Origin of the sequence: Streptomyces sp. NPDC096324 (genome assembly GCF_044763015.1) — a bacterium.
Taxonomy (GTDB): Bacteria; Actinomycetota; Actinomycetes; order Streptomycetales; family Streptomycetaceae; genus Streptomyces.
Genome location: NZ_JBIWFK010000012.1, coordinates 146644 through 159080 on the forward strand (window position 1 = coordinate 146644; position 12437 = coordinate 159080).

12 protein-coding genes and 1 tRNA gene are annotated in these 12437 nt (G+C 71.3%); 11 read left to right on the top strand and 2 right to left on the bottom strand.

Annotated elements, in window-relative coordinates; genetic code table 11:
- Window positions 1-2: 2 nt before the first annotated feature.
- The 6 genes from ACIQ7M_RS30470 (at window position 3) to ACIQ7M_RS30495 (ending at window position 6604) form a co-directional block, all read left to right on the top strand.
- Window positions 3-809, top strand: a complete 807-nt coding sequence (locus ACIQ7M_RS30470; protein WP_403650458.1) for an acetoacetate decarboxylase family protein — start codon at window positions 3-5, stop codon at window positions 807-809.
- Between the two features lie 40 nt (window positions 810-849).
- Window positions 850-2313 (top strand): aldehyde dehydrogenase, encoded by a 1464-nt coding sequence (locus ACIQ7M_RS30475; protein ID WP_403650460.1) that lies wholly within the window; start codon window positions 850-852, stop codon window positions 2311-2313.
- On the top strand, window positions 2306-3241 hold the full coding sequence (locus tag ACIQ7M_RS30480; protein WP_386977172.1) for a 3,4-dihydroxyphenylacetate 2,3-dioxygenase: 936 nt from the start codon (window positions 2306-2308) through the stop codon (window positions 3239-3241). The genes ACIQ7M_RS30475 and ACIQ7M_RS30480 overlap by 8 nt, the downstream gene beginning before the upstream one ends.
- Window positions 3242-3250: 9 nt before the next feature.
- A complete protein-coding gene (locus ACIQ7M_RS30485; protein WP_403650462.1) occupies window positions 3251-4096 on the top strand; it encodes a fumarylacetoacetate hydrolase family protein in 846 nt (281 codons plus the stop codon).
- Between the two features lie 250 nt (window positions 4097-4346).
- Window positions 4347-4973 (top strand): TetR/AcrR family transcriptional regulator, encoded by a 627-nt coding sequence (locus ACIQ7M_RS30490; protein WP_403650464.1) that lies wholly within the window; start codon window positions 4347-4349, stop codon window positions 4971-4973.
- A 170-nt stretch (window positions 4974-5143) separates the two neighbouring features.
- A complete protein-coding gene (locus tag ACIQ7M_RS30495) occupies window positions 5144-6604 on the top strand; it encodes an APC family permease (RefSeq protein WP_403650466.1) in 1461 nt (486 codons plus the stop codon).
- Window positions 6605-6707: 103 nt separating this feature from the next.
- Here the strand turns inward: ACIQ7M_RS30495 and ACIQ7M_RS30500 are convergent, their stop codons facing one another.
- The gene (locus tag ACIQ7M_RS30500; protein ID WP_403650468.1) at window positions 6708-7418 is read right to left on the bottom strand and encodes a type 1 glutamine amidotransferase; all 711 of its coding nucleotides are present in this window, start codon (window positions 7416-7418) and stop codon (window positions 6708-6710) included.
- Window positions 7419-7536: 118 nt separating this feature from the next.
- Between ACIQ7M_RS30500 and ACIQ7M_RS30505 the strand changes: the two genes are divergently transcribed.
- Together ACIQ7M_RS30505 and ACIQ7M_RS30510 are read left to right on the top strand one after the other, a co-directional pair.
- Entirely contained in the window at window positions 7537-9027 is a 1491-nt protein-coding gene (locus tag ACIQ7M_RS30505; protein ID WP_403650470.1) for an aldehyde dehydrogenase, read from the top strand.
- Entirely contained in the window at window positions 9024-9734 is a 711-nt protein-coding gene (locus ACIQ7M_RS30510; RefSeq protein WP_403650472.1) for a gamma-glutamyl-gamma-aminobutyrate hydrolase family protein, read from the top strand. The genes ACIQ7M_RS30505 and ACIQ7M_RS30510 overlap by 4 nt, the downstream gene beginning before the upstream one ends.
- A 99-nt stretch (window positions 9735-9833) precedes the next feature.
- Here the strand turns inward: ACIQ7M_RS30510 and ACIQ7M_RS30515 are convergent, their stop codons facing one another.
- Window positions 9834-10406, bottom strand: a complete 573-nt coding sequence (locus ACIQ7M_RS30515) for a MarR family winged helix-turn-helix transcriptional regulator (RefSeq protein ID WP_403650474.1) — start codon at window positions 10404-10406, stop codon at window positions 9834-9836.
- A gap of 118 nt (window positions 10407-10524) precedes the next feature.
- Between ACIQ7M_RS30515 and ACIQ7M_RS30520 the strand changes: the two genes are divergently transcribed.
- From ACIQ7M_RS30520 to ACIQ7M_RS30530, 3 genes are all read left to right on the top strand, one after another.
- Window positions 10525-10597: transfer RNA gene (locus ACIQ7M_RS30520), tRNA-Trp, on the top strand.
- A gap of 107 nt (window positions 10598-10704) precedes the next feature.
- Window positions 10705-11106 (top strand): YciI family protein, encoded by a 402-nt coding sequence (locus tag ACIQ7M_RS30525; RefSeq protein WP_403650476.1) that lies wholly within the window; start codon window positions 10705-10707, stop codon window positions 11104-11106.
- Window positions 11103-12437: an RNA polymerase sigma factor gene (locus ACIQ7M_RS30530; RefSeq protein ID WP_403650478.1), complete on the top strand. Its 1335-nt coding sequence runs from the start codon at window positions 11103-11105 to the stop codon at window positions 12435-12437. Before ACIQ7M_RS30525 ends, ACIQ7M_RS30530 begins: the two co-directional genes overlap by 4 nt.

The window sequence follows — 12437 nt, forward strand, 5'->3', positions numbered from 1 at the left end:
TCATGTCCCCTGTCCGTGGCTTCTTCCACCCCAAGACGGCCGGCGGCACCTCGTCGCTCGTCCCGTCCCCGCCGTGGCGCTACTCGGGCGACCTGCTCACCGTCGAGTACCGCACGGACCCCGCGCGTGTGCGTGAACTGCTCCCCGAGCCTCTGGAGTTGGCCGAAGAGGACCCGGGCGCGGTCGCGCTGATCTGGGCCGACTGGCAGTCCTGCTCCGGCTCCGGCGACGAACTGCTCGACCCGGTCCTCGCCCAGTACAAGGAGGCCTTCGCGGTCGTCCGCTGCGCGTACCGGGGCCAGACCTACAGCCGCTGCGTGTACATCTGGGTCGACAAGGACTTCGCCATCGCCCGCGGACTGCACCAGGGCTACCCGAAGAAGCTCGGGTCGATCCACCAGACCCGCCCGCACCCCTACGGCCCGGCCCCGCGCATCGAGGCCGGCGCCCGCTTCGGCGCCACCCTCGCCGCCGCCGACCGGCGCCTGGCCCAGACCGTCGTCACCCTGCGGGAGCCGTCCGAGACCAACGGTTTCGTCAACAGCCACCCCATGGCCCACCACCGCTGGCTGCCCTCCATCGAGAAGGGCAAGGGCCTCGCGCTCGACGAACTGATCGAGACGGGCGCGGCCTCCTTCGAGGGCGGACAGGCCTGGGTCGGCGACGCCGAACTGGAGCTGTTCGAGGCGCCCACCGAGGAGCTGGCCCGACTGGAGATCCGCGAGCCGATCGCCGCCTACTACCGGCAGGTCGGCGTCGTCTGGGACGGCGGACGCCTTCTGGAGTCCGGCACCTCCGGCGCCGAGTGACCCCGACCACCGTACCCACCACAGGACTTGGAGTCCGGACATGACCGAGCACACCCTCACGGTGGCCGGGGTCGCCGTCGACACCCGGCACTGGATCGGCGGCGAACGCGTCGCCTCCGCCGAGACGTTCACCGACGTCTCACCGATCGACGGAAGCGTCCTCGGTGAGATCTCCCGCGGCACCGAGCGGGAGGCCGCGGCGGCCGTGGCCGCCGCGAAGGCCGCCTTCCCCGCCTGGGCCGCCACCCCCCGCGCCGAACGCGCCCGCATCCTCCACGCCGTCGCCGACGGCGTGGAGAAGCGGATCGAGGACCTGGCGATCGTCGAGACCACCGACAACGGCGCCCTCCTGCGCTCGCACCGCCGGGGCGTGATGCCGCGCGTCGCCCACAACTTCCGCTTCTTCGCCGACTGGCTCCTGCCCCTGGACCACGAGGACTTCGAGACCCGCGGCCACACCAACCACGTGAGCTGGGACCCGGCGGGCCCCTCCGTGCTCATCACCCCCTGGAACGCCCCGCTGATGCTGTCGACCTGGAAGGTCGCCCCGGCCCTCGCCGCCGGCAACACGGTCGTCCTCAAGCCCGCCGAATGGACCCCGCTCACCGCGTCCCTGCTCGCGGACATCGCCGCCGAGGCCGGACTGCCCGCCGGCGTCCTCAACATCGTCCAGGGGTACGGCTCCGAGATCGGCGACGCCCTCACCTCGCACCCCGACGTGCGCCGCATCAGCTTCACCGGCTCCGTGCCGACCGCCCAGCGGATCACGGCGTCGGCGGCCACGAACCTCACCCCGCTCAGCCTCGAACTCGGCGGCAAGTCACCGCTGCTGGTCTTCGCGGACGCCGACCTCGACCTCGCCGTCGACCTCGCCGTGGAGCAGTACGACAACGCGGGCCAGGTCTGTCTCGCCGCCACCCGCATCCTGGTCGAGGTGTCCGTCGCCGAGGAGTTCACCCGCCGCTTCGCCGAGAAGGCCGCGACGATCGTCCAGGGCGACCCGCGCGACGAGGCCACCGACATCGGCCCGAACATCCACGAGCGCCAGCTCGAGAAGATCGACGGATTCGTGCGGCGCGCCCTCGACGCGGGCGCCCGCGCGGTCATCGGCGGCCACCGGGGCGACGGGCAGTACTACGCGCCGACCCTCCTCACCGACGTCGCCCAGGACTCCGAGATCGTCCAGGAAGAGGTCTTCGGCCCCGTCCTGACCCTCCAGACCTTCACCACCGAGGACGAGGCGGTCCGCCTCGCCAACGACACCCGCTTCGGGCTCGCCGCCACCCTCGCCACCGGCGACCGGGACCGCGCCGAACGCGTCACGCGACAGCTCGTCGCCGGGACCGTCTGGGTCAACTGCTTCTTCGTACGCGACCTCCAGGCACCCTTCGGCGGCTCCCGGCACTCCGGCGTCGGCCGGGAGGGCGGCACCTGGAGCTTCGACTTCTACTGCGACCTGAAGAACACCGTGACCGCGCCGAAGGGATGGAACGACCATGGGTGAGATCGTCGGGGCGGGGCTGCTCGCCCACGTCCCCACCATCGTGCTCCCGGAGGAGACCCGGCTGGAGCTGAACGAGGGCAAGGAGATCACCCTCGTCACGGGCCTGGAGGAGCTGCGCAAGGAGGTCTTCGAACGCGACGACTACGACACCGTCGTGGTCCTCGACTCGCACTGGGCCACCACCGTCGAGTTCGTCGCCACCGCCCAGCACCGCAGGGCCGGCCTGTTCACCTCCGAGGAACTGCCGCGCGGCATGAGCCGGATGCCGTACGACTACCCCGGAGATCCCGAACTCGCCCACAACATCGCGAAGTTCGCGGACAAGCACGGCACATGGATCACCGCGATCGACGACGCGTACCTGCCCGTCTACTACGCCACCATCAACCTCTGGAAGTTCCTCGGCGAGGGACTGCCCGACAAGCGGTGGGTGACCATCGGTGTGTGCCAGACCGGCGACATGGAGGACCACCTCCGGCTCGGCCGCGCCCTCGCCGACGGCATCGCCGCCACCCCCGGCCGCCGCGTGCTGATCATCGCCTCGGGCGCCCTCTCGCACACCTTCTGGCCGCTGCGCGAACTGCGCGACCACGAGTCCAGCGACCCGGCGCACATCTTCACCCCCGAGGCGCGCGAGGCCGACCTGGAGCGCATCGCCTGGTTCAAGGAGGGCCGCCACGACAAGGTCCTCGCCACCATGGACGAGTTCTGGAAGTACAAGCCCGAGGCCAGGTTCTTCCACTACCTGATGATGGCCGGCGCCCTCGGCGAACAGGCCTGCGCCGCCAAGGCCCGCCAGTACGGGGAGTACGAGAACTCCATCGGCACCGGCCAGGTCCACCTCTGGTTCGACCGCCCGGCCGGCGGCTGGACCGGCGCGGGAACCCCCGCGGCCGCCGCACCCCACAACCCGCACCGACGTTCCTAGGAAGCCGCCATGCCCGAATACCGCCGCATCCTCCTCGACGGCGCCGCCGTCCAGGTCACCGTCGACGGGGACGAACTCGTCGCCGGAGACGGCCGCCGCGTCAAGACCGAGGAGGCGCACCACCTGCCCCCGGTCGTGCCCTCCAAGGTCATCGCCGTCCACCTCAACCACCGCAGCCGCGTCGACGAGTTCGGGATCACCCTGCCCGACACCCCGACGTACTTCCACAAGCCCACCTCCTCCCTCAACTCCCACAAGGGCGCCATCGTCCGCCCCGAGGGCTGCAAGTGGCTCAACTACGAGGGCGAGGTCGCCATCGTCATCGGCCGGACGGCACGCAACATCTCCCCGGCCGAGGCGGGCGAGTACATCGCGGGCTACACCGTCGCCAACGACTACGGCCTGCACGACTTCAGGGACACCGACGCGGGCTCCATGCTCCGCGTCAAGGGCTCCGACACCCTCTGCCCGCTCGGCCCCGGCCTGGTCACCGACTGGGACTTCCGCGGCAAGAGCCTGCGCACGTTCGTCAACGGCGAGGTGGTGCAGGACGGTTCGACCGACGAGATGCAGTGGGACATGCATTACCTCGTCGCCGACATCGCCCGCACCATCACGCTGTACCCCGGCGACGTCCTGCTGTCGGGCACCCCGGCCAACTCCCGCCCCGTACAGCCCGGTGACGTCGTCGAGGTCGAGGTCGAGGGCCTGGGCCGCCTCACCAACCACATCGTGACCGGCCCGACCCCGATCCGCGGCGACGTCGGCGCCCAGCCCACCGAGTCCGAAGAGGTCCTGTCCACCGCGCTCGGCGGGGACTGGGAGTTCCGCGGCATCCGCCCGCCCCGGCGCTGATGCGGGCGACGCGACCGCGCCGTACCGGGTGTCACGGAGAAGGACGCCCGGTACGGCGCGCCAGCCCCAGCCCCAGTCCCAGTCCCAGTCCCAGTCCCAGTCCCAGTCCCAGTCCCAGTCCCAGCCCCAGCCCTTGGCGCGACCACGCCGACACGGGCCGGAGCGGGTTCTTCGACGGGTTCCCGGACCGGTCCACGGCCCCGCTCGGGCCTGTGCCGAGCCCCGGGACCAGGCGGGTAGGGTCGCAGCCATGACCGAATCCGCCGAGACGCCTGAGCCCCGCAAGCCGCGTCGGCGCATGAACTACGGGGAGGGCCGCGAAGCCCTGCTCAACGCCGCCGTGCGCGTCGTGGCCAGGGGCGGGCTCCGCCGGCTCACCTACCGGGCCGTGGCGGAGGAGGCGGGCACCACGCACGGACTGGTCGTGCACCACTTCGGTTCCCGCGACGCGCTCATCGAGGAGGCGGTCGCGCACGCGATCCGCACCTCCCTGAACACCAGCGCCCTGGAGCCCGGCACCGGAAGGATCGACGACTTCTCGGTGGGGGTGTCCGAGATGGTCACCGCCGACCCGGACATACAGTCCTTCCAGTACGAGCTGCTCCTGGAGGCCCGGCGCCGTCCCGAACTCCTTCCGCACCTGCGGGCGCTGTACGACGAGTACTTCGACGCCACCGGACGCGAGCTGTCCCGCATGTTTCCCGACGGTGCCGGGCAGCCACTCACCCGGCTCGTCTTCGCCGCCCTCGACGGCCTGGTGCTGCACCAACTCGTCTTCGGCGGCCCCGAGATCACCGACGCCGCCATCGAGGAGCTGCGGTCGCTGCTCCGGCTGCTGGAAGAGCGGCGAAACACCGACGCCGAGAGCCGCGACTGAGGCTCCGCCCACCGCGTTTGAAGGCCCTGGACGCCTGTCGTCCGGGGCCTGTCGCGTTCCGTGCGGGGAAACCGGGCGCAGCCCCTTGTCAAACGGATAGTTCCAGCCCAGTATGAGGCAACTCGTTTGGCCTGAAACGAATCCCTCTTCCTCCCTGGCAGGTGATCCGAGTGGACAGTCAGACAGCGGTCGAGAACCAGACCGCGGCCGACGCCCCCACAGCAGGCAAGCTCAAGCCCAACTCGCTCGGCGTTCTGGGCATCCTCTTCTTCGTCCTCTCCGCACAGGCGCCGTTGACCGGTGTCGCGGGAGCCGTCCCGATCGCCGTCGGCGTCGGCAACGGCGCGGGGGCGCCCGCCGCCTACGTGGTGGCGGGTCTGATCACCCTGCTCTTCTCCGTCGGCTTCGTGGCGATGGGCCGGCACGTCGTCGACGCCGGCGCGTTCTACACGTACATCGGCAAGGGCCTCGGCCGGACCGTCGGCACCGGCAGCGCGGGCGTCGCGCTCTTCGCGTACTGCGCGATCCAGGCCGCCATGTACGGCCTGTACGGCGCTACCGTCAACGGACTGCTCGCGCACTACACCGGCCTGGACGTGCCCTGGTGGGCGTGCGCGCTGGTCACGATGGTGATCGTCCAGGTGCTCGGCAGCGCGGGCATCGAGATGGGCGCGAAGGTTCTGGCGGTCTTCGTCCTGGCGGAGTTCAGCATCCTGAGCGTCTTCGCGCTGGTCACCTTCTTCAAGGGCGGCGGCCCCGAGGGACTGGCCTTCACGGAGTCCTTCTCGCCGAGCGCGGCCTTCGACGGTGCCCCGGGCGTGGCGCTCATGTTCGCCGTGGCGTCGATGATCGGCTTCGAGGCCACCGCGATCTACGGCGAGGAGGCGCGCGAACCCCGCAAGACGGTCCCGCGGGCCACCTACGCGGCCGTCGCCTTCGTCACCGGCTTCTTCGGCTTCGCCTCCTGGATGCTGGTCTCCTCCTATGGCCCCTCGAAGGTATCCGCGGCCGCGGGCAAGGCCCTGGAGAGCGGCGACTCGACGAGCTTCGTGTTCGCGCCCATCGCCGACCTGCTCGGCACCTGGGTCAACGACGTCCTGCCCGTCCTGCTGGCCACCTCGCTCTTCGCCGGCATCCTCGCCTTCCACAACTCCGCCAACCGCTACCTGTTCTCGCTCAGCCGCGACGGACTGCTGCCCGGCAGGCTGTCGTCGATCAACCGCCGCCACTCCCCGAGCGTGGCCGGCTGGGTCCAGACGGGCGTCGCGGTCCTGCTGGTGATCCCGTTCGCGCTGGCCGGCAAGGACCCCGTGCTCACCCTGTTCTCGTGGGGCAGCGGCGTCGCCGTCCTCGGCATCATGGCGCTGTACCTGCTGACCTCGGTCTCCGTAGTGGCCTTCTTCCGCCGCGAGCGCCTGGACACCCGGCCGTGGAACACCCTGATCGCCCCGTCCCTGGGGGCCCTCGGGGTGGCCGGGGCGATCTGGCTGATCGTCCAGAACTTCACCACGCTCATCGGGGGTGAGGGCAGTACCGCTCTCGTGCTGGAGCTGACCGTCCCGGTCGTCCTCCTCCTGGGCCTCGCGGCGGCACGGCTCACCCGTGACAAGGCGGGTGCCACCCGAGGCTGACACGGACCGGGCCGGTCACCCGGCCCGGTTCCGCCGTACGCCGGTCGGCAGGCCCGGTGACCCGGCCCGGTTCCGCCGTACACCGGTCGGCGGGTCCGCTCGGTCACCCGGCCCGGTCCACCAGCCGGCCGAGGAAGCCGTCCACCAGCCGGCGGGCGTTCGTCCGGGCCAGGGGTTCCATGGCCCGGCTGCGCGCCAGCAGTTCGCCGGGGTCCACGCCGTGGCGTACGCACTGCTCCGCGCCGCCGGCCTCGATCCAGCCGCGCACCATCGCGGTGGTGATCTCCGGATGGAACTGCACACCCAGACCGTGTTCCGTCCTGAAGGCCTGGACGCACACCTCGTTACGGGCCACCACCTCGGCACCCGGCGGCAGGACGCAGCGGTCGAAGTGCCACTGGAACCAAGGGCCCGGCACCACCAGGGACGGATCGTCCGTGGCGACCTCGACCCAGCCGATCTCCGGACGCGGCGACGCCTCCACATGGCCACCGAGCGCGGTGGTCAGCGCCTGGGCGCCGAAACAGACGCCGAGCACCGGGACACCGAAATGGTACGCCTTGCGCAGGAGCGCGAGTTCGCCGTCGATCCAGGAGCCGACAGCCGTCCGGTCGTAGACCGACCACGGGGCGCCGAGCGACACGATCACGTCCCAGTCGTCGGCGTCGGGGAAGTCGAACGCGACGTCCGGCGTGTGGTGGCGGTGCTCGGGGACGACCGTCACGACCGTGAGGTCGTACCCACGCTCCTCCAGCCGGGCGCCGACCAGCCCCGGCTCCGTCACGTGGTCGTGCTGGATGACGAGTGCGCGCACCTCGCGCTCCCTTCCCTGACAGGTTCTCGGACCTGTCGGCAATCGATTCCTCAGGCCCTTGTGATGGCTCCGCGCCGACTCTATCGTTTGGGTTCAAATAATATTTTGGAGGTCCCGCATGACGGACGTCACCCACGAGGAGTGGCTGCTCCGGGCCAAGTCCCTGAACCTCTCCGGTGCCCATCACATCGACGGCGCCGACGAGGACGGCTCGGGGGCGGCCTTCGACGCCGTCTCGCCCCGTGACGGCCAGGTGCTCACCCAGGTCGCCGACGGGGGCAGTGCCGAGGTGGACGCGGCCGTCGCCGCCGCCCGTCGCGCCTTCGACACCGGCCCCTGGCCGCGCCTCGCGCCCGCCGAGCGCGGCGCGACGCTGCTGCGTATCGCCGACCTGCTCCAGGAGCGCCGCGCCGACCTCGCGCTCACCGTCAGCCTGGAGATGGGCAAGCCCGTCACCGACGCCTACGAGATCGAACTGCGCGCCCTCATCAACACCTTCCGCTGGTACGGGCAACTGGCCGACAAGCTCACCGACGAGTCCCCGCACACCGCCGCGGACGCGCTCGCCCTGGTCACCCGGGAACCGGCCGGAGTCGTCGGCGCCGTCGTGCCGTGGAACTTCCCCCTGACCCTCGCCGGCTGGAAGGTCGCCCCCGCGCTCGCCGCCGGCTGCACGGTCGTCCTCAAGCCGTCGGAGAACTCGCCCCTGTCCGCGCTCCTCATGGGCCGGATCGCCACCGAGGCGGGACTGCCGCCCGGCGTCCTCAACGTCGTGGGAGGCACCGGCCCCGTGGCGGGCCGGGCCATCGGCCTCCACCCGGACGTCGACGTCCTCGCCTTCACCGGCTCCACCGCCGTCGGCCGCCACTTCCTGCACTACGCCGCCGACTCCAACCTCAAGCGCGTGTGGCTCGAACTGGGCGGCAAGTCGCCGAACATCATCCTTCCCGACGCCCCCGACCTGGAGAAGGCGGCCGCCACCGCGGCCTGGGGCATCTTCTTCAACCAGGGCGAGATGTGCACGGCCCCCTCCCGGCTGCTCGTGCACGCCTCGATCGCGGAACAGGTCACCGAGTCCGTCGTACGACGCGCACGCGAGTTGCGGATCGGCGACCCCCTCGACCCGTCCACCGAGATGGGCGCCCTGGTCGGCGAAGCGCATCTGGGGCGCGTACAGGACCACATCGCCACCGCCCTGGCCGACGGCGCCCGGCTGCGCACCGGCGGCTCCCGCACGCTCACCGGCACCGGCGGCAGCTACCTGGAACCCACCGTCTTCGACCGGGTGGAGCCTGGCATGAGGCTCGCCCGCGAGGAGATCTTCGGCCCGGTCCTGTCGGTCCTCACGTTCGACGACCTGGACGAGGCCGTACGGCTGGCCAACGACACCGAGTACGGCCTCGCCGCGGGACTGTGGACCTCCGACCTCTTCACCGCGCACCGGGTCTCCCGCGCGCTGAGGGCCGGCACGGTCTGGGTCAACTGCTACGAGGAGGGCGACCTGACCGTCCCCTTCGGAGGCATGAAGCAGTCGGGCAACGGCCGCGACAAGTCGGCCCACGCCCTGGAGAAGTACACCGAACTCAAGACCACCTGGATCCAGCTGTGACGCGTCCCCTGATCGCCGTTCCGGCCCGCTTCGCCGCGACGACGTCCGCCCTTCGGTACGCCGCCGAGGTCAACGCCCGCGCCCTGATCGAGGCGGTGTGGCGGGCCGGCGGCGAACCGGCGACCATCCACCCGGCCGATCCCGCCGTCACGGACGTGAGCGCCCGCCTCGCCCGCTTCGACGGTGTCCTGCTCCCCGGTGGCGGTGACCTCGCGCCCCACCGCTACGGAGCCGCCGACACCCACGACAGCGTCTACGACGTCGACGACCTCCAGGACGCCTTCGACCTCGAAGTCGCCCGCCGGACACTGGACTTGGGCATCCCACTGCTGGCCGTCTGCCGCGGCCTCCAGGTCGTCAACGTGGCCCTCGGCGGCACCCTGGAACAGGACATGGGCGGTCCCGAGCGCGAACACCGGCACGTCGTGCACCCGGTGGCCGTCGAGCGCGGAACCCTGCTGGAGCGGGCCACCGGCGCACAGAAGGTGGAGGCGTCCTGCTACCACCACCAGCGGGTCGAACGCCTCGGCTCGGGCCTGACTGTCGCCGCACGCGCCGCGGACGGGACCGTGGAGGGCATCGAACTCCCGGACGCCGAAGGGTGGTTCACGGCCGTGCAGTGGCACCCGGAGGACACGGCCGCCGAGGACTCCGTCCAGCAGGCGCTGTTCGACGCGCTGGTCGGTGCGGCCGGCGGGGGGAGTTGATCCGGGAGGGGACGTTCATCAGGTTGTCGGGCCATGGGGCCGTACGGCCGTCGGGCTGTGGAGTTGACGGGTTGCGGGGCTTTGGGGCTGTGGGGCCCCTCAGCCCTTCGCCCTGCGGCCGCTGCGGCGGGGTGCCGGTTCGGCGCCGTCGAGGAGGGTGAGGCGGCGCTCCTCGCCCTCCTCCTCGACCTGGCGCACGACCTGCCGCAGTCCCTCGGCGACGGTGTGGCAATCCTCGGCGCTGAGCCGCGAGGCGACGAACGCCTCCTCCTCGTTGAACCGCGGGAACAGGCGTTGCATCAGCGCCTCGCCCTCGTCGGTGAGGCTGAGCAGCTTCAGCCGGCCGTCGGAGGGATGACCGGCCCGTGTCATCAGCCCCCGTCCCTCCAGGGTCCGTGAGACACCGGTCAGCGTGCCCTTGGAGATGCCGGCCTCCTCGGCGACGTGCCGGGTCTCCGACTCGCCCCAGACCCAGACCACCCAGAGCACGACGAAGGACGTCCAGGTCAGATCCGCGTCGCGCAGGACCGAGTTCTCCAGGTGCTGGCGGACCGAGGAGGCGGCGCGGTAGATGTTCGCGACCACCGCCATCTGCTCGCGGTGTACCGGGATGCCGCCCAGCTTCGCAGCCGCCAGCTTCTCCGCTTCGGTGATGGACCGATGGCCGGGCACAGGCGCACTCCCTTGGTCGTTCGGACCCAAATTGTACGGGACGGACTCCACCGGGCCCGGGGAGGCGGAAAACCCGTGGAGACGAACCGGGCAGGTCGTGCAAGCTGGCACGTGTCGAAGGGGTGTAGCTCAGAGGCCAGAGCGCCGGCTTCCAAATCCGGACGTCGCAGGTTCGACTCCTGCCTCCCCTGCTGTGGGTTCCCGGGAATTTCCTTCCGGCGATGTAGAGAACCCGTAGGCGGCTCCGTTCGTAGGGGGAGTGCGCCACACTGGGCGCGCCGAAGATCGAGGAGTTCCCGTGCCGAAGTTCCTGCTGCTGGTCAACCACGACGGTGGAGAGTTCGAGCAGCCCATGGACGAGTGGGCTCCGCAGGACATCGCGGTGCACTTCGACTACTACGAGGCGCTGACCAAGGAACTGGTCGAGAGCGGTGAGATGGTGCAGTTCACCGGGCTGGCCGACCCGCGTCTGGCCAGGATCGTGCGCGCGGACGGGGCTTCGGCACCGGTGGTGACCGACGGGCCGTTCCCTGAGTCCAAGGAGGTCCTGGCCGGGTTCAACGTCATCGACGTGGAGTCCGAGGCCCGGGCCCTGGAGATCGCCGCCAGGATCTCGGCGGTGCCCGGTCCCGGCGGGGTGCCGACGCGGCAGCCGGTCGAGGTGCGCCAGGTCATGAACGACATCGCGTTCGACCTGTGACCGACGGTCGAACCGTCGAGGACCTGCTGCGCGAGCTGGCACCGCGGGTCCTCGGCACGTTCGCGCATCGGCTGGGGGACTTCGAGGCGTGTGAGGACGCCGTCCAGGAAGCCTTGATCGCCGCCGCCCGGCACTGGCCCGAGCAAGGGGTGCCGGAGAACCCCCGTGGCTGGCTGCTGCGGACCGCGGCGCACCGCTACACCGACCGGATGCGCAGCGAGACGGCACGGCGGCGTCGTGAGGAACGCGTCGCGAGGGAGCCGTCCCAGGCCGCTGGTCCGGCCGAGGACGACACGCTCGCGGTGCTGTTCATGTGCTGCCATCCGGCGCTCACGCCCGCCTCGGCGATCGCCCTGACCCTGCGGGCCGTCGGGGGCCTGACGACCGCCCAGATCGCGGCCGCCCACCTGGTGCCCGAGGCGACGATGGCGCAGCGCATCAGCCGGGCCAAGCAGCGCCTGAAGGCGTCATCGGCGCGGTTCGAGGTGCCCGTACCGGGTGCACCGGACTGGCCCGCGCGGCTCGGCTCCGTCCTGCACGTGCTGTACCTCCTGTTCAACGAGGGATACACCGCCTCGGGCGGCCCGGTGCTGCACCGGGCCGAACTGTCCGGAGAGGCCGTCCGGCTGGCCCGGCAGGTGCACCGACTCCTGCCTGACGAGGGCGAGGTGGCCGGGCTGCTGGCCCTGATGCTGCTGACGGAGGCCCGCCGTCCGGCCCGCACCGGCCCGCACGGCGAGCTGATCCCGTTGGCCGACCAGGACCGCACACTCTGGAACCGCCGCTTGGTTCAAGAGGGTTCGGCGCTGTTGATCGGCACGTTCGCGAAGGACGAACGGCCCGGCACGCGGGGGAAGGGAGCACAGCCCGGCGCGTCCGCGAGGCGAGGGCGGCCCGGCGCGTACCGGTTGCAGGCGGCCATCGCGGCCGTTCACGCGACCGCCGGTCGCGCGCAGGACACCGACTGGCCCCAGATCCACGGCCTGTACGAGGTGCTCGAACACGTGACGGGCAACCCGTTGGTCACCCTCAATCGTGCGGTAGCCCTCGCGATGGCCGACGGTCCGACCGCCGCCCTGGCGCTGCTCGACCGCCTCGCCGCCGACGACCGCGGCGCCCTCGCTGACCACCACCGGATGCACGCGGTACGGGCCCACCTGCTGGAGATGGCAGGAGACCCGATACCGGCGATGCACCACTACCGCCAGGCGGCAGCCCTCACCACCAGCACCCCCGAGCGGCGCTACCTCACGACCAAGGCGGCCCACCTGTACGAGAGTTCTCCCCTACCACCCGACCGGCGGGCGACCACGCACACGCCCCGAGGGTGA